This is a genomic window from Micromonospora sp. WMMC241 (assembly GCF_027460165.1).
Taxonomy (GTDB): domain Bacteria; phylum Actinomycetota; class Actinomycetes; order Mycobacteriales; family Micromonosporaceae; genus Micromonospora; species Micromonospora humi.
Window position 1 is genome coordinate 1,076,250 of the sequence record NZ_JAPZBF010000001.1, and the last position, 24,099, is coordinate 1,100,348.

General features: G+C 72.8%; 27 protein-coding genes and 1 pseudogene. 11 read left to right on the forward strand and 17 right to left on the reverse strand.

The window, feature by feature from the left end:
* Positions 1-5: 5 nt before the first annotated feature.
* Both O7598_RS05150 and O7598_RS05155 read left to right on the forward strand, forming a co-directional pair.
* Entirely contained in the window at positions 6-1,535 is a 1,530-nt protein-coding gene (locus O7598_RS05150; protein ID WP_269690243.1) for a xylulokinase, read from the forward strand.
* A gap of 113 nt (positions 1,536-1,648) precedes the next feature.
* Positions 1,649-3,082 (forward strand): MFS transporter, encoded by a 1,434-nt coding sequence (locus tag O7598_RS05155; RefSeq protein WP_269690244.1) that lies wholly within the window; start codon positions 1,649-1,651, stop codon positions 3,080-3,082.
* Between the two features lie 59 nt (positions 3,083-3,141).
* On the opposite strand, the gene O7598_RS05160 is transcribed toward O7598_RS05155, so the two are convergent.
* The 5 genes from O7598_RS05160 to O7598_RS05180 form a co-directional block, all read right to left on the reverse strand.
* The gene (locus tag O7598_RS05160; protein WP_269694754.1) at positions 3,142-4,782 is read right to left on the reverse strand and encodes a glycoside hydrolase family 13 protein; all 1,641 of its coding nucleotides are present in this window, start codon (positions 4,780-4,782) and stop codon (positions 3,142-3,144) included.
* Between the two features lie 40 nt (positions 4,783-4,822).
* The gene (locus O7598_RS05165; protein WP_269690245.1) at positions 4,823-5,893 is read right to left on the reverse strand and encodes a LacI family DNA-binding transcriptional regulator; all 1,071 of its coding nucleotides are present in this window, start codon (positions 5,891-5,893) and stop codon (positions 4,823-4,825) included.
* A 63-nt stretch (positions 5,894-5,956) separates the two neighbouring features.
* The gene (locus O7598_RS05170) at positions 5,957-6,916 is read right to left on the reverse strand and encodes a carbohydrate ABC transporter permease (protein ID WP_269690246.1); all 960 of its coding nucleotides are present in this window, start codon (positions 6,914-6,916) and stop codon (positions 5,957-5,959) included.
* 1 nt (position 6,917) lies between these two features.
* Complete coding sequence (locus tag O7598_RS05175; RefSeq protein WP_269690247.1) at positions 6,918-7,967, reverse strand: carbohydrate ABC transporter permease; 1,050 nt, start codon at positions 7,965-7,967, stop codon at positions 6,918-6,920.
* A 72-nt stretch (positions 7,968-8,039) separates the two neighbouring features.
* Positions 8,040-9,380, reverse strand: a complete 1,341-nt coding sequence (locus O7598_RS05180; protein WP_269690248.1) for an ABC transporter substrate-binding protein — start codon at positions 9,378-9,380, stop codon at positions 8,040-8,042.
* 237 nt (positions 9,381-9,617) lie between these two features.
* Between O7598_RS05180 and O7598_RS05185 the strand changes: the two genes are divergently transcribed.
* Positions 9,618-10,394, forward strand: a complete 777-nt coding sequence (locus O7598_RS05185; RefSeq protein ID WP_269690249.1) for a peptidoglycan DD-metalloendopeptidase family protein — start codon at positions 9,618-9,620, stop codon at positions 10,392-10,394.
* A 42-nt stretch (positions 10,395-10,436) separates the two neighbouring features.
* On the opposite strand, the gene O7598_RS05190 is transcribed toward O7598_RS05185, so the two are convergent.
* The 5 genes and pseudogenes from O7598_RS05190 to O7598_RS05210 all read right to left on the reverse strand — a co-directional run bounded on the left by O7598_RS05190 (position 10,437) and on the right by O7598_RS05210 (position 13,031).
* Positions 10,437-10,934 (reverse strand): TspO/MBR family protein, encoded by a 498-nt coding sequence (locus O7598_RS05190; RefSeq protein ID WP_269690250.1) that lies wholly within the window; start codon positions 10,932-10,934, stop codon positions 10,437-10,439.
* A 147-nt stretch (positions 10,935-11,081) separates the two neighbouring features.
* Positions 11,082-11,228 carry a GPGG-motif small membrane protein gene (locus O7598_RS05195; RefSeq protein WP_013288160.1) on the reverse strand — a complete coding sequence of 49 codons (147 nt, stop codon included), beginning with the start codon at positions 11,226-11,228 and terminating at the stop codon, positions 11,082-11,084.
* Positions 11,219-11,996, reverse strand: a pseudogene (locus tag O7598_RS05200) (metallophosphoesterase family protein). Before O7598_RS05200 ends, O7598_RS05195 begins: the two are co-directional and overlap by 10 nt.
* Positions 11,997-12,006: 10 nt before the next feature.
* A complete protein-coding gene (locus tag O7598_RS05205; RefSeq protein ID WP_245716536.1) occupies positions 12,007-12,216 on the reverse strand; it encodes a hypothetical protein in 210 nt (69 codons plus the stop codon).
* 56 nt (positions 12,217-12,272) lie between these two features.
* Complete coding sequence (locus O7598_RS05210) at positions 12,273-13,031, reverse strand: nucleotidyltransferase (protein ID WP_269690252.1); 759 nt, start codon at positions 13,029-13,031, stop codon at positions 12,273-12,275.
* Here O7598_RS05210 and O7598_RS05215 point away from each other — a divergent pair.
* Entirely contained in the window at positions 12,994-13,695 is a 702-nt protein-coding gene (locus tag O7598_RS05215; RefSeq protein ID WP_269690253.1) for a dTMP kinase, read from the forward strand. The two genes, O7598_RS05210 and O7598_RS05215, sit on opposite strands and share 38 nt — an antisense overlap.
* Here the strand turns inward: O7598_RS05215 and O7598_RS05220 are convergent.
* Positions 13,680-14,369: an SDR family NAD(P)-dependent oxidoreductase gene (locus O7598_RS05220; protein ID WP_269690254.1), complete on the reverse strand. Its 690-nt coding sequence runs from the start codon at positions 14,367-14,369 to the stop codon at positions 13,680-13,682. The two genes, O7598_RS05215 and O7598_RS05220, sit on opposite strands and share 16 nt — an antisense overlap.
* A gap of 703 nt (positions 14,370-15,072) precedes the next feature.
* Here O7598_RS05220 and O7598_RS05225 point away from each other — a divergent pair.
* The 3 genes from O7598_RS05225 to O7598_RS05235 all read left to right on the forward strand — a co-directional run bounded on the left by O7598_RS05225 (position 15,073) and on the right by O7598_RS05235 (position 18,376).
* Positions 15,073-15,987, forward strand: coding sequence for a MurR/RpiR family transcriptional regulator (locus O7598_RS05225; RefSeq protein WP_091069367.1), 915 nt, complete (start codon positions 15,073-15,075; stop codon positions 15,985-15,987).
* The gene (gene murQ / locus O7598_RS05230; RefSeq protein ID WP_269690255.1) at positions 15,984-16,931 is read left to right on the forward strand and encodes an N-acetylmuramic acid 6-phosphate etherase; all 948 of its coding nucleotides are present in this window, start codon (positions 15,984-15,986) and stop codon (positions 16,929-16,931) included. The genes O7598_RS05225 and murQ overlap by 4 nt, the downstream gene beginning before the upstream one ends.
* A 455-nt stretch (positions 16,932-17,386) precedes the next feature.
* Positions 17,387-18,376 carry a sigma-70 family RNA polymerase sigma factor gene (locus O7598_RS05235; protein WP_175441474.1) on the forward strand — a complete coding sequence of 330 codons (990 nt, stop codon included), beginning with the start codon at positions 17,387-17,389 and terminating at the stop codon, positions 18,374-18,376.
* Between the two features lie 68 nt (positions 18,377-18,444).
* Here O7598_RS05235 and O7598_RS05240 read toward each other — a convergent pair whose 3' ends face one another.
* Positions 18,445-19,410: a C40 family peptidase gene (locus O7598_RS05240; RefSeq protein ID WP_269690256.1), complete on the reverse strand. Its 966-nt coding sequence runs from the start codon at positions 19,408-19,410 to the stop codon at positions 18,445-18,447.
* Between the two features lie 286 nt (positions 19,411-19,696).
* On the opposite strand from O7598_RS05240, the gene O7598_RS05245 reads away from it, so the two are divergent.
* The gene (locus tag O7598_RS05245) at positions 19,697-20,179 is read left to right on the forward strand and encodes a DUF6232 family protein (protein WP_269690257.1); all 483 of its coding nucleotides are present in this window, start codon (positions 19,697-19,699) and stop codon (positions 20,177-20,179) included.
* Positions 20,180-20,186: 7 nt separating this feature from the next.
* On the opposite strand, the gene O7598_RS05250 is transcribed toward O7598_RS05245, so the two are convergent.
* Complete coding sequence (locus O7598_RS05250) at positions 20,187-20,516, reverse strand: DUF3817 domain-containing protein (RefSeq protein ID WP_269690258.1); 330 nt, start codon at positions 20,514-20,516, stop codon at positions 20,187-20,189.
* A gap of 25 nt (positions 20,517-20,541) precedes the next feature.
* Positions 20,542-20,991, reverse strand: a complete 450-nt coding sequence (locus O7598_RS05255; RefSeq protein ID WP_269690259.1) for a hypothetical protein — start codon at positions 20,989-20,991, stop codon at positions 20,542-20,544.
* 121 nt (positions 20,992-21,112) lie between these two features.
* Between O7598_RS05255 and O7598_RS05260 the strand changes: the two genes are divergently transcribed.
* From O7598_RS05260 to O7598_RS05270, 3 genes are read left to right on the forward strand one after another with little or no spacing between them, the layout of a single operon-like run.
* The gene (locus tag O7598_RS05260) at positions 21,113-21,412 is read left to right on the forward strand and encodes a DUF6158 family protein (RefSeq protein WP_269690260.1); all 300 of its coding nucleotides are present in this window, start codon (positions 21,113-21,115) and stop codon (positions 21,410-21,412) included.
* Positions 21,412-21,729, forward strand: coding sequence for an SRPBCC family protein (locus O7598_RS05265; RefSeq protein ID WP_269690261.1), 318 nt, complete (start codon positions 21,412-21,414; stop codon positions 21,727-21,729). The genes O7598_RS05260 and O7598_RS05265 overlap by 1 nt, the downstream gene beginning before the upstream one ends.
* Positions 21,730-21,740: 11 nt before the next feature.
* Positions 21,741-22,301, forward strand: a complete 561-nt coding sequence (locus O7598_RS05270; protein WP_269690262.1) for a DUF1360 domain-containing protein — start codon at positions 21,741-21,743, stop codon at positions 22,299-22,301.
* A gap of 59 nt (positions 22,302-22,360) precedes the next feature.
* Here O7598_RS05270 and O7598_RS05275 read toward each other — a convergent pair whose 3' ends face one another.
* From O7598_RS05275 to O7598_RS05285, 3 genes are read right to left on the reverse strand one after another with little or no spacing between them, the layout of a single operon-like run.
* Positions 22,361-22,564 (reverse strand): hypothetical protein, encoded by a 204-nt coding sequence (locus O7598_RS05275; protein WP_269690263.1) that lies wholly within the window; start codon positions 22,562-22,564, stop codon positions 22,361-22,363.
* A 25-nt stretch (positions 22,565-22,589) separates the two neighbouring features.
* Positions 22,590-22,823 (reverse strand): hypothetical protein, encoded by a 234-nt coding sequence (locus tag O7598_RS05280; RefSeq protein ID WP_374709203.1) that lies wholly within the window; start codon positions 22,821-22,823, stop codon positions 22,590-22,592.
* A gap of 40 nt (positions 22,824-22,863) precedes the next feature.
* Positions 22,864-23,961, reverse strand: coding sequence for a 3-deoxy-7-phosphoheptulonate synthase (locus O7598_RS05285; RefSeq protein ID WP_269694755.1), 1,098 nt, complete (start codon positions 23,959-23,961; stop codon positions 22,864-22,866).
* Between the last annotated feature and the right edge of the window lie 138 nt (positions 23,962-24,099).

Below are 24,099 nucleotides of genomic sequence, written 5' to 3' on the forward strand. Positions count from 1 at the left end.
CCGCCATGCCGCTCGTCGCCGGGGTCGACTCGTCGACCCAGTCCTGCAAGGTGGTCGTCCGGGACGCGGAGACCGGCGCGCTGGTCCGGCAGGGCCGCGCGCCGCACCCGGCCGGCACCGAGGTCGACCCGTACGCCTGGTGGGACGCCCTGCGGGCGGCCGTGGCCGAGGCCGGCGGGCTGGCCGACGTGGCCGCCGTCTCGGTGGGCGGCCAGCAGCACGGCATGGTCTGCCTGGACGAGGCGGGCGAGGTGGTCCGCCCGGCGCTGCTGTGGAACGACACCCGGTCCGCCGACGCGGCCCGAGACCTGGTCGAGGAGGCCGGCGGCGGGGAGACCGGCCGCCGGTTCTGGGCCGACGCGACCGGCGCGGTGCCGGTGGCCAGCTTCACCGCCACCAAGCTGCGCTGGCTGGCCCGACACGAGCCGGCGAACGCCGACCGGGTGGCCGCGGTGTGCCTGCCGCACGACTGGCTCACCTGGAAGCTCGCCGGCGCGCCCGGCCTGGCCGCGCTGCGCACCGACCGGGGTGACGCCAGCGGCACCGGCTACTGGTCGCCGCGCACCGGTGAATACCGGCTCGACCTGCTGGAGCGGGCGTTCGGCCGGCGGATCCGGGTGCCGGCCGTGCTGGGCCCGGCCGAGGTGGCCGGGCGGCTCGACCCGGCGGCGCTCGGCGGCAAGGCGGCCGCCACCGGTCCGGCCGGTGGCGCGGGCTCGTCCGGTGGCGCGGGGACCGGTGCGGGCTCGTCCGGTGGCGCGGGCTTCGGCGTGGTCGGCCCGGCCGGTGGCTCGGGGACCGGTGCGGTGCTGCTCGGCCCGGGCACCGGGGACAACGCGGCGGCGGCGCTCGGCGTCGGCGCCGGTCCGGGCGACGTGGTCGTCTCGATCGGCACCTCCGGAACCGTCTTCGCGGTCGCCGACACCCCGGCCGCGGACGCCTCCGGCGCGGTGGCCGGCTTCGCCGACGCCGGCGGCCGGTTCCTGCCGCTGGTCGCCACGCTGAACGCGGCCCGGGTGCTCGACGCCGCCGCGACCCTGCTCGGCGTCGACCTGGACACGCTCGGCGAGCTGGCCCTGTCCGCCCCGCCCGGCGCGGACGGGCTGGTCCTGGTGCCCTACCTGGAGGGGGAGCGGACGCCGAACCGGCCGGACGCCACCGGCACGCTGCACGGCCTCACGCTGGCCACCTCGACGCCGGCCCACCTGGCCCGGGCCGCCGTCGAGGGGATGCTCTGCGGGCTGGCCGACGGCCTCGACGCGCTGCTCGCCCAGGGCGCCCGCGCCGACCGGATCATCCTGGTCGGCGGCGGCGCCCGGTCCGCCGCGGTACGGCGGATCGCCCCGCAGGTCTTCGGCCGCCCGGTGGTGGTCCCGCCACCCGGGGAGTACGTCGCGGACGGCGCGGCCCGGCAGGCCGCCTGGGTGGCGCTGGGCGGGGACGCCCCGCCGGACTGGTCGATCGGCGACACCGAGGAGTACACCGCCGCCCCCGTCCCCACCATCCGCGAGCGCTACGCCCACGCCCGAGGGTAAGGAGGGGCCCCCTGTTAACGCCTCGTGCATAAGAGGGGCCCCCGCCTAACACCGGACGCGACGCGCCGGGGGGTCGTGGTGCGCGCCGGGGGTGAGCCTGGTTGGCTGCCGGCATGAGCGACACGACGGTCTCCCGGCGCGGCGGTAACGCGGTGCACCGGTTCTACAGCGTCGTCGTCTTCGTGGTGCTCGCCTCGCTGGACAACGTGGCGATCGGCCTGGTGCCACCGCTGTACGGGCCGATCTCCGGCGCGCTCGGCGTACCCCAGCGGTTGCTCGGCCTGGTCACCGCCGTCAGCTTCCTGGTCAGCGCGGTGGCGGCGGTGGGCTGGGCGTACGTCGGCGACCGCACCAACCGCAAGCCGCTGCTCATGGTCGGCACGCTGATCTGGGCGGCCGGCACCGGCGGCAGCGCGCTGGCCGAGCGGTACCCGACGTTCCTGGCCGCCCAGCTCGTCGCCGCGATCGGGCTGGGCGCGGTCGGCTCGGTCGGCTTCTCCGTGGTCACCGACCTGATCTCGCCGCGCCGCCGCGGACTGGTGATGAGCTTCTGGGGGCTGTCCCAGGGTGTCGGCACGCTGGCCGGCACGCTGGCCGGGGGCCTGCTCGGGGCGACCGACTGGCAGCGGCCGTTCCTGCTGCTGACCGGCGTCGGTCTGGCCGCCACCGTGGCCTACCTGTTCACGTACGACATCGCGCGCGGGCAGAGCGAGCCGGAGCTGGCCGACGCGCTGGACGCCGGCGGCGAGTACGACTACCGGATCAGCCGCGCCGACCTGCCCCGGATCCTGGCCCGGCGGACCAACCGCTGGCTGATCCTGCAGGGGCTCACCGCCCAGGCCGCCTTCGGCTCGCTGGTCTGGCTGCCGGTGCTGTTCAGCCAGCGGGCCGAGGCGCAGGGCTACTCGGCGGCCACCGCCGTCGTGGTGGGCAGCGTGTTCGCCACCCTGTTCCAGCTCGGCGGCGTGCTGTCCATCGTGGGCGGGCTGGTCGGCGACGCGCTGCAACGGCGTACGCCCAGTGGCCGGGCCCTGGTCGCGGCCGTGGGCATCCTCGCGGCCGTGCCGTTCTACCTGGTCCTGTTCTTCGTGCCGATCCACATCGACGTGCCCGACGGCGCCGGCTCCGGCGCGGTGGTGGCGGCCGTGCTGTCCAGCGTGCTGACCGAGCCGACGGTCGGGCTGAGCCTGCTCACCGCCGTGGTCGCGCTGGCGCTCACCTCGGCCAACTCGCCGAACTGGTTCGCGCTGATCGCCGACGTGAACCCGCCCGAGCACCGGGGCACGGTCTACAGCCTCGGCAACCTGGTCAACGGCGTGGGACGGGCGGCCGGCAACGGGCTGGTCGGGGTGGCGTTCGCCGCGCTGCGGGTGGCGTTCCCGCCGCCGCTGAACTACGCCGTCGGGCTGGCCGCGTTCCAGCTGTTCTTCGTGCCGACCGGGATCATGTACTGGCTGGCCGCCCGCACCTCGCCCCGGGACATCGCGCAGGTGCACGACCTCCTGCACGCCCGCGCCGACCGCCTCGAAGGAGGGGCCCCCTCTTAACAGGTGGCTGTTAGGAGGGGGCCCCTCCTATACCGGAGGCGTTAACAGGGGGCCCCTCCTTACACCAGCCACACGGTGACGTCGGTGGGGACGGCGGAGCCGTCCAAGGGGGCGCTGGAGGCCAGCACCTGCGCGCCGGAGGGCAGTGGCACCGGGGCCGGGCCGAAGTTGGTCAGCACGGTCAGGTCGCCGTTGGTGAACGTGAGCACCTCGTCGCCGGAGGAGAGGAAGCGCATCGGCCCCCGGGCCAGCCCGTGCTCGCGGCGCAGCCGCAACGCGGTCCGGTACAGCTCGTACGTCGAGCCGGGCACCCCGCGCTGGCGGTCCAGCGCGTACTCGGCCCAGACCGGCGGCTGGGGCAGCCAGCTCGCGTCGGTCGGGCCGAAGCCGTACGACGGGGCGTCGGCCTCCCACGGGATCGGCACCCGGCAGCCGTCCCGGCCGCGCTGTGTGTGCCCGCTGCGGGCCCAGGTCGGGTCCTGCCGGGCCTCGTCGGGCAGCGTGGTGTGCTCCGGCAGCCCCAGCTCCTCACCCTGGTAGAGGTAGGCCGACCCGGGCAGCGCGAGCATCAGCAGGCTGGCCGCTCGGGCCCGGCGCAGGCCGAGCGCCGCGTCGGGCTGCGGGTCGTCGACGCCGATGCCGTTGGTCCGTCCGCCGCCGGTGCTCAGCCCGAGCCGGGAGGCATGCCGGACCACGTCGTGGTTGGACAGCACCCACGTGGTGGGCGCGCCGACCGCGTCGGTGGCCTCCAGCGAGCGGGTGATCACCGCGTACTGGGCCGGGGCGGTCCAGGCGGCCATCAGGTACTCGAAGTTGAACGCCTGGTGCATCTCGTCGGGCCGGACGTAGCGGGCCAGCCGCTCGGCCGGCTCCACCCACGCCTCGGCGACCAGGACCCGCTCCCCGTCGTACGAGTCGAGCAGCCGCCGCCACTCCCGGTAGATCTCGTGCACGCCGTCCTGGTCCCACATCGGCGGGCGGGGCTTGTCCGCCTCGCTGCCGGAGAGGATCTCCTGCGGCTCCTGCCAGTCGGCCAGGTCGGCCTGCTTGATCAGGCCGTGCGCCACGTCCACCCGGAACCCGTCGACGCCCCGGTCCAGCCAGAAGCGCAGCACGTCGAGGAACTCCTCGCGGACCTCCGGGTTGTCCCAGTCGAGGTCGGGCTGGCCGGTGTCGAACAGGTGCAGGTACCACTGGCCGTCGGGCAGCCGGGTCCAGGCCGGGCCGCCGAACACGCTCTCCCAGTCGTTCGGCGGCTCGGCGCCGTCCGGGCCCTTGCCGTCGCGGATGACGTAGCGCCGCCGTTCCGGGCTGCCCGGCGCGGCGGCCACGGCCGCGGCGAACCAGCGGTGCGCGGACGAGGTGTGGTTGGGCACCAGGTCGACGATCACCCGCAGGTCGCGTGCCTTCGCCTCGGCGATCAGCCGGTCGGCGTCGTCGAGCGTGCCGAAGAGCCTGTCGACGTCGCGGTAGTCGGCCACGTCGTAGCCGGCGTCGGCCTGCGGGGACGGATAGAACGGGGACAGCCAGACCGCGTCGACCCCCAGCTCGGCGAGGTGGTCGAGACGGGCCGTGATGCCCGGCAGGTCGCCGATGCCGTCGCCGTCGGAGTCGGCGAACGAGCGCGGGTAGACCTGGTAGATGACCGCCTCGGTCCACCAGCCGGTGGCCGGGTTCTGCTGCGTCGCGTCGGTGTTCAGCGCCTTCTCCCTGTCGTTGGTGCGGGACGAACGGGTCCGTTCAGTGTGCCCGGGGTGGCGCGGTCGACTCGCGCACGACGAGCCGAGTGGGGAGGATCACCGAGGTCGGCGTCCGCCGGTCGCCGTCGGCGTCGCGCGGCGCCGGCACCAGCCCGGGGTACGGGTCGGCGGCGCGCGTGCCCAGCGGGTCCAGCAGGATGCGGGCGGCGAGCCGCCCCTGGTCGGCGGCGGGCTGGGCGATGGTGCTCAACCCCAGCACGCCGGCCAGGTCGTGGTCGTCGATGCCGATGACGCTGACGTCCTGCGGCACCCGCAGCCCGGCGTCGCGCAGCGCGGTGACCGCGCCCATCGCCATCTCGTCGCAGGCGGCGAAGATGGCGGTGGGCGGTTCGCCCCGGGCGAGCAGCTCGGCGGTGGCATGGGTGCCCCCGTCGATGGTGAACCGGGATTCGACGTCGAGGCTCGGGTCGGGCCGGAGGCCGGCGGTGCGCAGCGCCTCCTGGTAGCCGCGCCGGCGGTCCAGGTGGGTGGTGAAGGCCAGCTCGTCGTCCGGGTCACCGGAGATGTGCGCGATCCGGGTGTGCCCGAGATCGAGCAGGTGGCGGGTGGCGGTGCGGGCGGCGGCGACGTCGTCGATCCGGACGCAGGGCCAGCCCGGTACGCCGCTGCCGGAGCTGATCGTCACGCCGGGCAGGTCGAGTTTGGTGAGCGCGTGCACGTCGGCGGCGCGCAGCGGGGTGGCGACCAGGATGATCGCGTCGACCCGCTTGTGCAGGGCGGCGGTGCGCAGCACCCGCTGGCGGGTCTGCTCCCGGCCGCCGAGGTTGTAGAGCAGCAGGTCGTAGCCGTTCTGCTGGAGGTAGTCCTCGACGGCCTCGACGACCGTGCCGAAGAACCATCTGGTGATCCGGGGGACCACCACCGCGACGGTGCCGGTTCGCCCGCCGGCCAGCCGGGAGGCGCTGGGCGAGACCGCGTACTGGAGCTGCTCGGCGGCGGCGAGCACCCGGCGGCGGGTGGCGGCGGAGACGGTCGGCAGGCCGCGCAGCGCGCGGGACACGGTGGCCGTGGAGACCCCGGCCAGCCGGGCGACGTCGTCAATCTTGGTCATCGTGGCTCCCCGCTGCGACCCGGGCCCCGCCGCCGCCGGACCCGGCGGCGGCGGGGCGGCGGATCAACCCTTGACGCTGCCGGCGAGCAGGCCCCGCACGAAGTAGCGCTGGAGGGACAGGAACACCAGCAGCGGTACGACGATCGACACGAACGCGCCGGCGGTGAGCCGTTGCCACTCGTTGCCCCGGGTGCCGGCCAGCTCGGCGAGCCGGACCGTCAGCGGGGCGGTCTCGTCGCCGCCTCCGGCGAAGATCAGCGCGACCAGCAGGTCGTTCCAGACCCAGAGGAACTGGAAGATGCCGATCGCCGCCAGCGCGGGCGTGATCAGCGGCAGCACGATGGTGCGGAAGATCTTCGGGTGGGTGGCGCCGTCGACCCGGGCCGCCTCCATCAGGTCGCCGGGGAGCTGCGAGATGAAGTTGTGCAGCAGGTAGACGGCGAACGGAAGCGCGAAGCAGGTGTGCGCGAACCACACCTGGGCGAACTTCTGCTCGTCGACCAGGTCCCACGCGGGGAGGAGCTGGACCCCGCCGACGGTGACGCCGGTGGAGAAGAACCGCAGCAGTGGCACGAGGGCCATCTGCAGCGGCACGATCTGCAGCGCGAAGATCCCGATGTAGAGCCAGTCCCGCCCCTTGAAGTTGATCCACGCCAGCGCGTACGCGGCGAGGGAGGCGAACGCGATGGGGAACAGGACCGAGGGGATGGTGATCGCCAGCGAGTTGATGAAGTAGCTGGCGAGCTGCCCCGACGAGCCGGTGCTGAACAGCACGTCCTGGTAGTTCTGCAGGGTGAACTGCGGGTCGCTGAAGAACGTCCACCAACCGGTGGTCTTGATCTGGTCCTCGGGCCGGAACGAGGAGATGAACAGCCCGAAGGTCGGGATCGTCCAGAGCAGCGCGAGCACGATCGAGACGAGCGTGGCGGTGCGGCTGTTGAGCCGCTTGCGGACCCGGGCGGCCCGGGTGAGCGGCGCCGGGGGTTGGACGCCGGCTCCGACGGTGGGCGTGGCGGTGGTCATCTCAGCCCTCCCGCTGCTTGCGCAGGTTGCGGATCTGGTAGATCACGAGCGGTAGGACCAGGACGAACAGGAAGACCGCGAGCGCCGAGCCCTGCCCGTTCTCGCCGTACCGGAACGCCTGGTTGTACATCTCGGTCGCGATCACGTTGGTGTCGTAGTTGCCGTTGGTGGCGGTCCGGACGATGTCGAAGACCTTGAGCGTGGCGATGGAGATCGTCACCACCACCACGATCAGCGCCGGCCGGATGCTCGGCATGGTGATCCGCCAGAACATCTGCCACGGGGTGGTGCCGTCCAGCCGGGCCGCCTCGATGATGTCCGCCGGGATGGCCTTGATGGCCGCGGAGAGCACCACCATGGCGAAGCCGGCCTGGATCCACACCATGATCACGATGAGCAGGAACGTGTTCAGCGGCGAGTCCAGCAGCCACTGCTTCGGCTCGCCGCCCAGGGTGACCACGATCTGGTTGAGCAGGCCGATCTGGTCCTGCTCGTCGCCACGGTAGGCGTAGATGAACTTCCAGATGATGGCGGCGCCGACGAACGAGATCGCCATCGGCAGGAAGATCAGCGACTTGGCCACCGACTCGAACCGGGCCCGGTCCACCAGGACCGCGTAGATCAGGCCGAACGCGCTGGCCACCAGCGGCACCAGCAGCACCCAGATCAGGGTGTTGATCAGCACCCGGACGATCGAGTCCTCGTCGATCATCCAGCTGTAGTTGTCCAGCCCCACCCAGTTGGTGCTGCTCGAGTCCATGAAGGAGAGCAGTGTGGTGCGGACGGCCGGGATCACCAGACCGATGGTCAGCAGCAGCAGCGTGGGCAGCAGGAAGAAGAACGCGAACCCGCCCTCGCGCTGCTTGCGCCGGCGGGGCAGCGGGGCGCCGCTCGCCGAGGCCGCGACCAGTTGCGCCTCCCGGCGCCGTGCGAACCAGGCCGGCACCACGTCGAGGAGCAGGAGCAGCCCGCCCACCACCGCGACGAAAGCGATCAGCCCGTACATCAGCATGAGGAACTTCGGCTGTTCCGCCGCGAAGTCGAACTCCATCAACCCTCCCTCAAGGGTTCGGATGCGGACGGGTGGCCCGGCCCGCGACGCGGACCGGACCACCCGCTCGGATCACTTCCAGCTGCCCTCGATGTCGTTCAGGACGGTGGTGGTGTCCTTGCCGTTGATCCAGGCGACCATGCCCTTCCAGAACGTGCCCGCGCCGACCGCGGCCGGCATCAGGTCCGAGCCGTCGAACCGGAAGACGGTCTTCTCGTCCTGGAGGATGCCCACGGAGAGCTTGTCCACCGGGTTCGGGACGTTGTTGAGGTCCAGCTTCTTGTTCGCGGACACCCAGTCACCGATCTTGGCCCGGCTGTTGGCGTACTCGCCGGAGGCCAGGTAGGTCTGCACCGCCTGGACCTCGGGACGGTCGGCGAAGGCGGCGACGAACTCGCCACCACCCAGCACCGGCTTGCCCTTGGAGGGGTCGATGGCCGGGAAGTAGAACGCGAAGACGTCGCCGTCCTCGGCCACCTTGGTGCCCTTCGCCCACTGGTTGGCGTAGAAGGACGCCTGCCGGTGCAGCGCGCACTTGCCGCTGAGGACCGGCGCGCCGGCCTCCTGGAACGAGGTGGTGGCGATGCTCTTCACGCCGCCGAACCCGCCGTTGACGTACTTCTCGTTCTTCAGGATGGTGCCGGCCTGGTTGACGGCGGTGGCGACCTGCGGGTCGTTGAACGGGATGCCGTGGGTGGTCCACTTGTCGTAGACCTCCGGCCCGCCGGTGCGCAGCAGGACGTCCTCGATCCAGTCGGTGGCCGGCCAGCCGGTGGCGTCACCGGACTCGATGCCGGCGCACCACGGCTTGGTGCCGCTCGCCGCGATCTTGTCGCTGAGGTCGATCAGCTCCTGCCAGGTGGTCGGGACCGACCAGCCCTTCTCCTTGAAGGTCTTCGGCGAGTACCACACGAAGGACTTCACGTTGGAGCCCAGCGGGGCGCCGTAGAACTGGCCGTTGACGGTGCTGTACTTCAGCCAGTCGGGGGAGTAGTTCTGCTCGGCCATGGCCTTGGTGTCGGCGCCGGCGGGCTTGAGCTTGCCCGAGTCGACGAACCGCTTGAGCAGGCCCGGCTGCGGGATGAAGGCGATGTCGGGGGCGTTGCCGCCGTCCACCCGGACGGGGAGCTGGGCCTCGAACTCGCCGGAGCCCTCGTGGTCGATGTCGATGCCGGTGCAGTCCTCGAACTCCTTCCAGGACTGCTGGAGGCGCTCGTCCTCGATGTCCCGGATCGACGAGTAGATCGAGACCTTCTTACCGTCGTTGCCCTGGTACTTCTCGTATGCCGCGCACTCGGCCGAGCCCGCCTTGTCGCTCTTCTTGTCGTTGCCGGTGCCGCAGGCGGCGACGCCGAGCGCCAGCCCCAGCACGCCGGTGACCGCGAGCGCCTGGCGTGATCTGGCAAACGCCATGCCGATCTCCTTCCTTGCCGGCGCGTGAGGGGATCGAACCCGCGCCGGTCCGATGGTCGTCCCCACATGTAAGCGCTTGCATCCCGCGTGGTCCACCCCTAGGGCGGACACGGCCCGGTAACAATCCCGAAACTCGGTCATCCCTGGTGGGTGCGCTCCCACCGATCTTCCGTTGGACGGAACTTTCTGCCACCCTGTCCGTATCGCATTGAAGACTTTCAACATAGGAGGCAGTGGATGGGCAAACGGTGGCTCAGTCTCGCGACGGGGGTGGCGGTCCTGGCCGCGATCCTGGTTCCGGCGGCGCCGGCGATGGCCGCGCCCACGTTCAAGGTCCCGTTCCCGTGCAACCAGTCCTGGTCCGGGCAGACCCGGTCGGACCACAGCCCGGCCAACGCGATCGACTTCAACCGCACCGACGACCTGGGTGACCCGGTGGTGGCCAGCGCGCCCGGCACCGTCGACGTGGTGACCAACCTCGGTGACACCAGCTACGGCAAGTACGTGCGGGTCAACCACGGCGGCGGATACACCACCTACTACGCCCACCTGAACGCGTTCAACGTGTCGGTCGGGCAGACCGTCGGATACGGGCGGGTGATCGGCTACGTCGGCACCACCGGTGGCTCCACCGGGCCGCACCTGCACTACGAGCAGCGCCTGAACGGCAGCTCTGTCAAGATCAAATTTAACGGCGCGCAGGCCCTCTACTGGGGCACGAAGACCTACACCAGCGACAACGGCTGCGCCGGATCGAACACCGGCGCCGGCACGGTGAACACGGCGGGCGCGCCGCTGACCGTGCGCTCCGGCCCGGGCACCGGCTACAGCGCGGTCGGCACGGTGGCCGACGGGGCCGGCGTGACGATCCACTGCCAGACCAGCGGCACCACGGTCACCGGCACCTACGGCACCAGCTCGATCTGGGACCGCATCGGCTCCGGCCGGTTCATCTCCGACGCCTACGTCTACACCGGCTACGACGGGTACATCCCGGGCGTGCCCCGCTGCTGACCACGGTGGCGCGGGGGCGGCGGCCCCCGCGCCCGGATCGGGTCAGGCGTTCATCCGCCAGATGGCGAAGTTCAGCGCGGCGGCGAACGTGACCCACGCCCAGTACGGCAGCATCAGCAGCGTCGCCGGCCGGGACACCCGCCGGAACAGGAACACGGTCACGCCGATCGCCAGCCACATCAGCACGATCTCGGCGAACGCCAGCCCGTAGCGGCCGGCGCCGAAGAAGAGCGGGGTCCAGATCGCGTTGAGCACGAGCTGCGCACACCAGGCCCAGAGCGCGGGGCCGAAGCCGACCCGCCGCCAGACCAGCCAGCCGGCGATCGCGATCAGCGCGTAGAGCACGGTCCAGACCGGGCCGAACAGCCACGACGGGGGCGCCCAGGAAGGCTGGTCGAGGCTCTGGTACTCGGCGGAGGTGCCCCGGACACCCAGACCGCCGATGGCGGCGGCGGCGAACGTGGCGGCGCCGAAGCCCACCAGTGCCCACCACTTCCGGGCCCCGGCGGTGCGCCGTGCGGCACGCTGCGACATCTCCATGGTCGAGATATTGCCGTTTCGCCCCGGGGGCAAACCCGCCCGGACGCGAAAGCGCCGGGATCGTCGGGTCCGGACGCTCCGGTCTGGGAGGACAGAGCGCCGAACCCGACGACCCCGGCGGGTCAGGGGTGTGTTGCGGTCGGACGGTTACGTGTTGAAGATGCTGACGCCACCCGGGCCGACCAGCAGGCCGACGACGATGAGGACGATGCCCCAGAGGATCTGCCGGCGGAAGAGGGCGAGAATTCCGGCGACCACGAGTACGACTGCGAGAATCCAGAGAATCAGCTCCATGGCGGCTGGATACCCGGGTGTCCGATCCCGGAAACCTCCCGCTCAGTCGAGCTGTTCTCCCAGGTGGAAGACGCTGTACGCCTGCTTGATCACGGGATGCGCGACGTTGCGTACCCGGACCCCGCCCGGGGTGGTGCCCCGCTCGGTGCCGTGGTGGGCGTGCCCGTGCAACGCCAGCGCGGTGGGCGCCGAGTCGATCGCCTGCCCGAGCTGGTAGCAGCCGAGGAACGGGTAGATCTCCAGCGGCTCACCGGCGAGCGTGTCCGGCACGGGGGCGTAGTGGGTGAGCGCGACCAGCGCGTCGCAGTCCAGGGAGAGCAACGCGGACGCCAGCGCGTCGGCGCTCTCCCGGGTGGTCCGCACGAACGACTTCATCTCCGGCTCGCCGAAGTCGCTGGCGCACCGCCCGGCGAACCCGCCGCCGAAGCCCTTCACCCCGGCCACGCCGAGCCGGCCGCCGGCGCACTCCAGCACGGTGCCGGTGCCCTCCAGCACGGTGATCCCGGCATCCTCGAGCACCTTGACCACCTGTGGCACCTGGTCGCACTGGTGGTCGTGGTTGCCGAGCACGGTGATCACCGGCACCCCGAGGTCACCGAACTCGCGCGCCACGCAGCGCGCCTCGGCCTCGGTGCCGTGCCGGGTCAGGTCGCCGGCGAGCAGCAGCACGTCCGCGCAGTCCGGCAACTCCTCCAGCGCCGGGCGGAACCGGCCCACCACGTCCTCGTCCACGTGCACGTCGCCGACGGCGGCGATCCGGATCACCATCGAACCTCCCTCACGGCAGCTCCTCGACCTGGGTGGGCGCCTGCGTTCGGATCACGCCGATGTCGCTGGTCACCGGCGTGTCGGGGAAGCGCTCGGCCACCCGTCGCAGGATCTCCTCCCGCCGGTGCGGGCTCTCCACCTCACCGGAGAGCACCAGCCCGCGCTCGTGGCGCGCCACGGTGATGCCCTGTTCGGCCACGGACGGGTCCTCGGTCAGCATGTTCTGGATCTCGGCCTCGACGTATTCGTCGGGGGGCGCGTCGCCGGGCTGTCCGGTCACGGGGTCTCCCTTCCGCCGGGCGCGCCGTCGGGCAGCACGTCCAGCCGGTCGAGCAGCACCAGGAACGCCTCCGCGTACGGCGAGTGCTGCGTTTCCTTCCGTACCCGTTCCCAGTCGATCTGCTCCCGCAGCGAGCGGGCGAGCGGCAGGGCGCGGGCGAAGTCGCAGTAGTGCTGGGAGAAGCTGAGCAGCTTGTGCACCATGAGCTGGCTGGCCGAGAGCACCGGCATGCGGATCGCGTCGACCGGCCGCACGATCGTGTCGGCGAACGTCTCCTCGGTCACCGGGGTCTCGATCGGCCGGTGGATGAGGTCCACCATCCGGTCCTCGTCGTAGACCTTGACCAGCCAGTCCTCCGGCGGGCGCTCGGCGGTGAAGCCGGCCTCGACCAGCGCCTCCAGCGCCCGGTCGACGTCGCACTCGCGGAGCAGGAAGTCGACGTCGTGGTCGCTGGAGTGCCCGCCGTGGGCGTACACCGCGAAGCTGCCGCCCAGCGCGAACGGGATCTCGGACTGCTTGAGCACGGCGGCGACCTTCTTCAGCGTGTGCACCAGGGTCTCGTCCCCGCGCTCGGCCATCTGGGTCTCCCGTCGTCGTCGTGGGCGGTGAGATTGAGTGGCGTACCCGGCGGACGCTCCGGTCACACCTTCCGCATCCACCTGGGGAGGAACGCGACAAAACGGTAGCCGCGAGCACGGGTCGGATATCCTCGGGGAGGTGGCCGCCTCACTGCGCACCGTCGCCCTGATCGGCATCGACGGCTCGGGCAAGACCACCCAGGCCCACCTGCTCGCCGAGGCGCTCACCGCCGCCGGCCACCCGGCCACCTACCACCGCAACGCCGGCGGCCGTCGCTGGCTCGGCCGGCTCGCCCAACGGGTCGGCCGACCCGACGCGCAACGCCTCGTCGGGCGCGACGGCCTGCTCGCTGTCGAAAGCGTGCTGCGCTGGCTGGCCATCGCGCTCGCGCTGCTCAGCTGCCTGCTCACCGGTCGCACCGCGGTGATGGACCGCTGGTCCGCCTGCCAGTACGCCAGTATCCGGGCGCACGGCGGCCAGCGGTGGGAGCGGCTGGCCCGGGCCGGCTACCGGGTCTTCCCGCCGCCCCGGGTCACCTTCCTGCTGACCGTCGACCCGGCCGAGGCGTACCGGCGGATCGAGCGTCGCGGCACCGACCACGAGAGCATGCGGTGGCTCACCGCCGCCGACGCCGCGTACCGGTCGCTGCCGGAGTACGCCGGCTTCGTGGTGGTGGACGGCAGCGGCCCGCCGGAGGAGGTCTCCCGGCGGATCCGGGCGCACCTGAGCGAGTGGTTGCCCGACGACCCGGCCACGCTGGCCGGCCCGTCGCCGGACGGCACCCCGGGCCCGTCCGGGGGCGGCCGGGACGGCCCGGTTCCGGCTCAGGCCCGCCCGTAGACCGGGACGCTCGCGCCGCTGGTCGGCGCGGACTCGTCGCCGGCCAGGAAGCGGATCACCGAGGCGATCTCGGCCGGCGGCACCCACCGCCGGTGGTCGGCCTCGGGCTGGGCGGCCCGGTTGGCCGGGGTGTCGACGACGCTCGGCAGCACCGTGTTGCACCGCACGCCACGCTGCCGGTACTCCACCGCGACCGCGTTGGCGAACGCCTGCACGGCGGCCTTGGCGGTCACGTAGCCGGCCGCGCCGGGGAAGGGCGCCACCGCCGCGCGCGCCGAGACGCAGACCACCGCGCCGCCGCCGGCCGCGACCAGGTGCGGCAGCGCCGCGTGGGTGACCAGGTAGGTCGGGCGCAGGTTGAGCCGCAGCAGGCGCTCGAACTCCTCGACCGGGGTCTCGTGCACCAGGCCGCCGCTGGCGTATCCACCGACGAGGTTGACCACCGCGCGCAGCGGCGCCGCGGCCGCGGCGGTGGCCTCCGCCACCGCCCGCGCCGCCCCCTCGGGGGTGAGCAGGTCCGCCACCACCGGGACCGGACCGGACGGCTCGGGCGCCGCCGTCCCGTCCTCCCGGCGGGGTACGACCACCCGCCAGCCGTCCCGCAGGAACGCGGCGGTGACCGCGCCGCCCAGCCCACCCGTGCCTCCGGTGACCAGCACCGTGCGATCCGCCATGGCCACACGGTAGCCGCCGCGACGGCGAGGGCCGGTCACGCCGCCCGCCCCGCTCCGGTGGCCCGTCGGCGCCGCCCGGGCCGGCGGGCGAGCATCACCTCGACTGTCGGCGAGCACCGCCTCGCCCGGCCCGACCACCACCACCGCCGACGGCCCGCCCGGCGCCGCAGGCGGCTCACCCGCCGGTCACGGACAGCAACGCGAGGGGGTCGGCCGCCCGATGGCTGTGGCCGCCTTTGCTCTGCAGCCATCCCCGCAGCAGTAACCGCGAGTGACCGCAGCGGTCCGGCATCCCTGCCGGACCGCTGCTCGCATGCCCAGGTGGACACGCTGGTGCGTATGCGGCTGCAGAGCAAAGGCGGCGAGGGGCATTCCGCCGTCCCGGGCCCTGCGGTGACTCTGCGCAATCACCCCCCTGATCACTTTCCGTGACGCCGTCGACCGGCCGCGGCGGGTCGGCGGGCCGCCCGGCGTCGAGCCCGACCAGGCCGTCGCGTGCGTGGGTGTCGTGGACAGCGCGTCCCCCGACGCGCGACCGTCGATCGGACGAACCTCCGGCGGGTGCGAATCGACCGGACCGGAGGAGGCGGCCGGGCTGCGGTGATGGGACCCTGGGCACGGGGACCGGGCGCGGAAGGCGGTAAATTTCCCGATACGCGGCGTCATGGTTGACGCTCACGCCCTCTGAAAGTAAGTTTCATCCGTGGCGAAGAGTCCGAAGATTTCTGCGAGTCACGAGCCCGGTGGACTGATCGTCCACATCAGCGGGCTCCTGCCTTCGCTGTCCCCGGCCGAGCAGCGGGTGGCCCGGCTGGTCGTCGCCGATCCGGCGGACGCGGCCCGGCGCACCATCACCGACCTCGCCACCGCCGCGGAGACATCCGAGGCGACAGTGATCCGGTTCTGCCGCTCGGTCGGCATGGACGGTTATCCCCAGCTGCGCATCCGGCTCGCCGCCGAGGCCGCCCGCCGGGTCGAGCCGCCGGACGCCCGGGTGGTCGGTGGCGACATCCCGCCCGGCGCCGACCTGGCCCAGATCATCGCCACCATCGCGTTCAACGACGCGCGGGCGGTCGAGGAGACCGCCGAGCAACTCGACCCGGCGGTCTGCGAGCAGGTGGTCGAGGCGATCGGCGCGGCCGGCCGGATCGACGTCTACGGGGCCGGCGCGAGCGGCTTCGTCGCCTCCGACTTCCAACAGAAGCTGCACCGCATCGGCCGCATCGCGTTCTACTTCCCGGACGTGCACACCGCCCTCACCTCGGCCGCGCTCCTGGGCCGGGGCGACGTCGCGGTCGGCATCTCGCACACCGGCACCACCTCCGACGTCATCGAGGTCCTGGAGCAGGCCCGGGCGCGCGGGGCCACCACGGTGGCGCTGACCAACTTCCCCCGCTCGCCGATCACCGAGGTCGCCGACCACGTGCTCACCACCGCGGCCCGCGAGACGACCTACCGGTCCGGCGCCACGGCGAGCCGGCTGGCCCAGCTCACCGTGGTCGACTGCCTCTTCGTCGGGGTGGCCGCCCGCAGCCGGGCCAGGACGAAGAAGGCCCTGGAGGCCACCGCCGAGGCGGTCCGGTCGCGCCGGGTCGGCCCCGGCCGGAGGCGGGCATGACGGCGGGCCGGGTGGAGCGCGACGAGGTCGCCGCGGTGCGTCCGGTGGTACGCGTCGGCGCGCCGACCGAGCGACGCAACCCGCAGAGCGTCGACCTCGACCTGATGTCGACCCGGGACGTGCTCACCGTCATCAACGAGGCCGACCGGCGGGTGCCGGCGGCGGTGGCCGGCGTGCTCGACGAGATCGCCGAGACCGTCGACCTGGCCGTGGCCGCGCTGCGCGGCGGGCGTCGGGTGCACTACTTCGGCGCCGGCACGTCCGGCCGCCTCGGCGTGCTGGACGCCGCCGAGCTGGCCCCCACGTTCAACTCACCGCGGCACTGGTTCTGCGCACACCTGGCGGGCGGCCCGGAGGCCATGTGGCGGGCCGTCGAGGACGCCGAGGACGACGAGCGCGGCGGCGCCGCCGAGGCCACCGAGTGCGTGCGTCCCGGCGACCTGGTGGTCGGCCTGGCGGCCAGCGGGCGCACCCCGTACGTCCTCGGGGCGCTCGGCGCGTCCCGGGCGCGGGGGGCCGGGACGGTGCTGCTCTGCGCCAATCCGGAGGCCGAGGCCGCCGGATCGGTCGACGTGTTCATCGGGGTGGACACCGGACCCGAGGTGGTGACCGGGTCGACCCGGATGAAGGCCGGCACCGCGCAGAAGCTGGTGCTCAACACGTTCTCCACGGCCGTGATGGTGCGCCTCGGCCGGGTCTACTCGAACCTCATGATCGACATGGTGGCCACCAACGCGAAGCTGCGCGGCCGGATGATCTCGATCCTGATGGAGGCCACCGGGTGCGCCGAGGAGGTCTGCCGGGTCGCCCTCCAGCAGGCCGACGGCGACCTCAAGACCGCCCTCGTCGCGCTGGTCTCCGGCGCCGAGGTGCCCGCCGCCCGGGCCGCGCTGGCCCGCTCCGCCGACCAGGTACGCGGCGCCCTGGCCCTGCTCGCCTCCTGAGTTCCGCGCGTTACACCCGCCGGTGCATCCGCCCGGCGGGTGCGACGCGTATCACGTGGCGGGAGGGGACGGCTCTCCCCGCGCGGATTGTTCAACCAGGCGGAGGGTAATCCTTCCCCGTGGCTGAACCGACCGGTCCGCTCCGCGCGTATCTCGCAGTGACCAGGATCGCAAAGGCACGGTGACGCGGCTCGCTGTGTTCATGGAACACGCAATGGTGCCATTCCATGGGCGGGCGGCGAATCCGCTGCTCCGGGCCCCGTTCACCAGGGCGTCCGCGGGCCGCCCGAGCAGGGGTCCTGACAGGAAACATGGACCGGGCTCTCAGCTACTACTCAGGCATTCGTGACAGTTTCGACTCACGGCATGGAATCCCCGACACGTCACATCTGTTGTGTAGGTGTCAGCACCTACGGGCACAGCGGAAGTTACGGGGAGGGCTGATGAACGTGGGGATGGCAAGGAACCGGGCAACCGGCGCGAGCGAGGGGACCGTGGCAATCGTGGACAAGAAGATCGGCATGCGTACCGACGAGGTCGCCGAGGAGCGGGACCTGGTCGGCGTCTACCTGCACGAGATCTCCCGGACGCCGCTGCTGGACGCCGCCCGGGAGGTCGACCTCTCCAAGGCGATCGAGGGGGGCCTCTACGCCGAGCACCTGCTCGAGCAGGAGCGCGTCCCCGACGGGGTCACCCGGGAGGAACTGGAGCGCGTCGTGGCCGACGGTGAGCGGGCGAAGGACCTCTTCATCCGCGCCAACCTGCGGCTGGTCGTCTCCATCGCCCGGCGCTACGTGCGCTCCGGCATGCCCATGCTGGACCTGATCCAGGAGGGCAACACCGGCCTGGTCCGGGCGGTCGAGAAGTTCGACTACGAGCGGGGCTTCAAGTTCTCCACCTACGCGACGTGGTGGATCCGCCAGGCGATCAGCCGGGCGATCGCCCAGCAGGAGCGGACCGTACGGCTGCCCGTGCACCTGGTCGAGGACGTCAACCGGATGCGCAACGTGGCCCGGCAGCTCACCCGCGAGCTGGGCGCCGACCCGGAGCCGGAGCAGATCGCGGCCTCGCTCGGCGTCACCGTCGAGCGGGTGAACGAGCTGCGCCGCTGGTCGCAGGACACCGTCTCGCTGGACACCCCGGTGGGCGACGACGGCGACACCAACCTCGGTGACCTGGTCGCCGACAGCGACGCGCCGTCGCCGGAGGAGATCGTGCTCACCGGCCTGGAGCGGCAGCGTATCGAGGGCCTGCTCAACCATCTCGACGACCGGTCGGCCGGCATCATGCGGGCCCGCTACGGCCTGGAGGACGGGCGGGAGCACTCGCTCACCGAGGTCGCGTCCCGGTTCTCGCTCTCCCGGGAGCGGATCCGCCAGCTGGAGATCCAGGCCCTCGGCCGGCTCCGCGAGCTGGCCCGCGCCGAAGGGCTGCAGGCGGCCTGACCCGGTAGTGATGAACGACGAAACGGCCGGCGTCCGACAGGGGGACGCCGGCCGTTCGCTGTCTTCGATCAGACCCGGCCGTAGCCGGCGATCGTCATGATGTTCATGCTCCGCTTGCTCACGTTGCGCCCCGCGCTCGGCGCGTCGATGATCTGACCACCACCGACGTAGAGCGCCACGTGCCCGAGCCCCGAATAGAACACCAGGTCACCCGGTTGCAGCGCGCTACGGCTGATCCGGGTGGTGGCGTTCCACTGGGCCGCCGCGTTGTGCGGCAGGGACTTCCCGGCCGCCCGCCAGGAGGCCAGCGTCAGGCCGGAGCAGTCGTAGCTGCCGGGGCCCTCGGAGCCCCAGCCGTACGGCTTGCCGACCGCGCCGTAGGCGTAGCGCACCGCCACCCCGGCCTTGCCGGAGACGGCCGGCGGCTTGCCCGCCGAGTTCGCCTTGGCGGGCGCCTCGGTGGCCCGTCCGTACGCCTTACGGCGCATCTCGTAGAGACGGGACAGGTCCGACTCGATCCGCTTCTTGCCGGCGACGAGCTGCTTCGCCTGCGCCGCCTCCCGGGCCAGCGTGAGGTCGAGCTTGGACTTCTGGTCGATCAGTCGCCGCTGGTCGGCGGTGAAGCCGGTGATGGTGCGCTGCCGCTGTCGGGTGAGCTGGTCGAGCGTGCCCAGCCGCTCCGGCAGCGCGGCCGTGCCGCCCGGCTCCAGCAGAGCCGCCGCGGTGCGCATGCCACCGGTCTTGTACGCCGTGGCGGCCAGCACGCCCACGTCGGCGCGGCTCCGCTCGGCCTGTTCCTGCAACGGGCCGATCTTGGCCTCCAACGCGGCCGCCTCGGCCTTGTTGGCCTTGATCTCCTCGTTGAGCTTGTTGTAGGACTCGACGATTCGCTCCAGCTCAGTCGAGGACTTCTCGATCTGCTTCGTCAGCTCGGCGGGGGTGGGCTCGGCCCGAGCCACCGAGGCCGGGGCGAGCAGCGCGGCCGAGAGGCCGGCCACCGCAAGCGAGCGGAGCAGCATCCGTAAGGACGACAAGAGCGGAAAGCTCCTCTCCAGGGTCGGCGGAGCGCGGTGTCGCGATCCGTCGACACCGGCCCGGCGCCGTCCGGGTGGACGGCGGTCGACCGGACCGACCTGGACAACCTAACCCGTGATCGGAGTTACCGGGAGTTCAAGGAGGGGCGAAAGTTGGCAAAGTGTCGGAAAGTGACAATGATGACGTTGACGGTCGGTGACGGTTTTCCCGGGTAGCGGGAGAGCCACACAATGGGTTGCGGATCCGGGAATCCCACCGCGGGATCCGCGACCCCGGGAGGCCACCGTGCAGACCGATCGCTCCTCCACCGCGCCCACCCTGCTCTACGCCCGGCCCGGCATCGTCGTCACCGCCGAACGCTTCAGCGTCGGCCGCACCAGCTGGCCGGTCGCCGACATCACCCAGCTCCGCACCGCCCGAGGCCCGCACGACCGGCTCGCCGTGCGGGCGGTCGCCGTCTCCGCCGCGTTGATCGCGTCGGTCGGCCTGCTGCTCGGCTTCACCGGCGGCCTGGAGCGGCTCACCGCCGGGGCGTACCTCACGCTCGGCGCGGTGGGCCTGCTGCCGTTGCTGCTCGTGCTGGCCGGCGACCGCTGGCGACCCCCGGCGCACGAGCTGTGGGGCCGCGTCCGCGGCGCCGAGGTGCTGCTGTTCAGCAGCGACGACGAGCGGCAGTTCGGCCAGGTCACCCGCGCGTTGCGCCGGGCCCGCGAGGGGGCGCGCCGGGCCGACCCGCCGGGCGCCGGCCCGTGGCGGCCGACGCGCTGACGCGCGGTCAGCCGGCGACCGGCTCCGGGGTACGGGGGCGGCGCTCGGCGGCCACCCAGTGGCTCACCCGCCGCTCGGCGTAGAACGAGACGAACGGCACGGTGCCGGCCAGCATCACCAGCAGCATCCGCTTCAACGGCCAGTCGGCCCGGCGGGACAGGTCGAACGTGAGCGCCAGATAGAGCATGTAGAGCCAGCCGTGCGCGACGCCGACCACTGCGACCACGCTCGGGTTGTCGAAGCCGTACTTCAGCGGCATGCCGATCAGGACCAGCACCACCAGCGCCACGCCCACGATCCAGGCGATCACGCGGTACCGGGTAAGGGCTCCGCCCACCGTCGTCCGTCCTTCCGCACCGGCCTCAGCCGGGATAGTCGCCGGGCCGGGCGCCCGGATTGGCGTTCAACCAGGAAAGATAGCGGTTGTACGCGGCCAACTCGCCGTCGTCCGCCCCGTCCGCCGGGCGCACCGGCGTCCGGGCGACGCGCACCGGCCGGCGTACCGCCGGGGTGGCGGCGACCGGCTCGCGTACCCCCTGGGTGGCGGCGACCGGCTCGTCGCCGGCGGTCGACGACGGCGCCGGACCCGCCGGCTGCCCCCGCTCGGCCCGCAGGGCCTGCCGCACCTCGCGCCACCACACGAAGACCACGAAGCCGGCGAAGACCGGCCACTCGATCGCGTAGCCGAAGCTCAGCGCGTTGCCCCCGGCGGCCCGGGTGACCTGCCACCAGCCCAACCCGAGGAACCCCACCACCAGCACGACCATGGCCACGTGGCGGACGATCCACGCCGGTGTCCGGAGCCGCTGCATGCCATCGAGGGTACCGGGGTCGCCGGCCCTCTCCGACGCGGCGTCGTAGTGCGCGGGGTTTGGTGGCATCCCGGCTGGGCATCCGTCTAGTCGCCAGCCCGAACGAGACGAGGGGGCGACGATGACCGAATCGGTACGCGGGGACACCAGCCCGGAACAGCGCGTCACCGAGTGGGACGGTGACCACGCCCGCACCGGGCCCGCCGACGACGAGATGATCGGGGTGGACCCGGCCGAACTGGGCGACGAGGACCTGATCCGGGAGATGCGGAGCCTGCACCGGACCCGGCTGGACACGCTGCGGCACGCCACCGACTCGGCACTCGCCAACCACCTGCGCCGCACCGCCGAGCTGGAGACGGAATACCTGGCCCGACACCCGGGCCGCGAGGTCGACCCGCACCGGCTGCGGGACGCCTGATGGCCAGCCACGCCGAGCGCGGCATGTCCGCGCCGCCCGAGGTGGTGTTCAACACCGCCACCGACCCGGACCGGTCCTCCGCCTGGCTGCCCGAGGAACTGCGTCGCTCCGGCACCTGCCGGGTGGAGGTGCTCGACGCCGACGACATGCGGGCCCGGTGGAGCAGCGCCGACTGGTCGGCGGAGATCGACGTGGAACCGGCCGACGCCGGTGGCGCGCGGGTCCGACTGGACCTGGCCGGCCCGGACCACGGGCTGGCCGACGAGATCCTGGCCAACCTCGACCGCGAGGTGGCCGACAACCTGACCGCCGGTTGAGCCCGGCCGCCATGACGACGAGGGAGGCCGGGTTGACCGGGAGTGGCCTGAAGCAGAAGGTGGCGCGCCTGCGCCAGGCGTACGCGCCGCACGAGCACCGACCGCTGGAGGGCTACCTGAAGGCGATGGGCACCTACGCCGGCGTGACCGCCGCGCTGGTCGGGGTGGTCCGGGCGACCGGCCGACCGGTGCCGGAGCGGCCCTCGCCCGGCGACGTGGTGCTGCTCTCGATCGCCACGCACAAGCTGAGCCGGCTGATCTCCAAGGACGCCATCACCAGCCCGTTGCGGGCGCCGTTCACCCGCTACGACCACCCGATCGGCAGCGGCGAGGTGATGGAACAGGTCCGCGACGAGGGCAGCCCCACCCGGCACGCGCTCGGCGAGCTGGTCAGCTGCCCGTTCTGCCTGGCGGTGTGGGTGGCCACCGGGCTCACCGGCGGCCTGGTGCTCGCGCCCCGGCTGACCCGGCTGGTGGCCACCGCGCTGACCGCGGTCGCCGCCTCCGACTTCCTCCAGATGGGCTACGCGGTGGCCCAGCGGGCGGCCGAGGGCGGCCACCACGAGGAGTGAGCCGACGGACGACGGGGCCGGCGCGAACGCGCCGGCCCCGTCCTCGTTCGTCGGCCGGATCAGGTGGGGGTGCTGCCGTGGTCCTCGCCGGCCCAGCCGCGCGACGTCTCCGGCTCCCGGTCGTCCTCCCCGGTGATGATGTCCCGGTCCACCGCGGTGCGGTCGTGCTCGTTGGCGAAGTCCGGCTCCGGCAGCGTGTCTACGCCCTCCGGGGGCTGGCCGAGCGCCGGCAGGTGCTTGTGCTCGGGCTCACGGTCGGTCATCTGCGTCCTCTCGTCGGCGGGGTGCTCAGGCGACCGTGCCGCCCAGCAGGTCGGCCACCTCGTCCACCGCGTACTCGCCCTGGGGGAGCGCGGCGATCCGGGTGAGCAGCTCCGCGGGGAGTTCCGCGGCCACCGCCCGGCGGTAGATGTCGGTCTGACTGATCCGCTCCTGGCCGTGGTAGAGGTCGTCGAGCAGGTCGTCGAGCGGCCTGGTGTCCGGCTGCTCGGTCACGGGCGCGTCATCGGTCACGCCGACCACCTACCCGACCCCGAACCGGTCAAACTCCGCCGAATGCCGCTCAGGCCGGCGCCGGGAGGGCGGCCCGGCGGGCGCGGACGGCCTGGGCCAGGTGGTCGAGCACCTCGGCGGTGGTGTCCCAGCCGATGCAGGCGTCCGTGACCGACCGGCCGTACTCCAGCTCCCGGGTCGGGTCCAGATCCTGCCGGCCGGGGAGCAGGAAGCTCTCCAGCATGATCCCGACGATGCCGCGCTGGCCGGCGGCGAGCTGCTCGGCCACGTCCGCGGCGACCAGCGGCTGGTTGCGGTGGTCCTTGCCGCTGTTGGCGTGGCTGGCGTCGATCACCACCCGCTCGGGCAGGCCCGCGGCGCGCAGCAGGTCCAGCGCCCCGGCCACCGACTCGGCGTCGTAGTTGGGCCGGCCGCCCCCGCCGCGCAGCACCAGGTGACCGTCGGCGTTGCCCCGGGTGTGCATGATCGCCGGGATGCCGGAGACGTCGATGCCGGGGAAGACGTGCGGCACGCCGGCGGCGCGGATCGCGTCCACGGCGGTGGCGATGCTGCCGTCGGGGCGGTTCTTCATGCCGATCGGCATGGACAGTCCGGAGGCGAGCTGCCGGTGCACCTGGCTCTCCACCGTCCGGGCCCCGATCGCGCCCCAGGCCACCGTGTCCGCGATGTACTGCGGGGTGATCGGGTCGAGGAACTCGCAACCCACCGGCAGGCCCAGCCGCAACACGTCGAGCAGGAGCGCCCGCGCGCTACGCAGGCCGGTGTTCACGTCACCCGAGCCGTCCAGCGCCGGGTCGTTGATCAGGCCCTTCCAGCCCACCGTCGAGCGCGGCTTCTCGAAGTAGACCCGCATCACCACGAGCAGGTCGTCGGCGACGCGGTCGGCGGCCGCGCGCAGCCGTCCCGCGTACTCCAGCGCGGCCGCCGGGTCGTGCACCGAGCACGGGCCGACCACCACCAGCAGGCGGTCGTCGGCGCGGTCCAGCACCCGGCCGACCGCGCGCCGGCCGGCCACGACGGCCTCGGCGAGGGGCGCGTCGAGCGGCAGGTGGTGGTGCAGCAGGGCCGGGGTGGTCAACGGCACGACGCGGTCGATCCGCTGGTCGATGACCCGGCGGGCGTCCGGGGACGTGGTCACGGTGGGGATCCTTCCGCCGACCGCGCCCCGGGGCCGGCGCCCAGGGTGTCGAGCCGGCTGCTCGCATGCGAAAGGGCAGGGAACCATCCCTGCCCGGCCGGCTCGAAGAGGAAGTGACGTCAGCTCACGGTCGAGTCACCGGCTCCT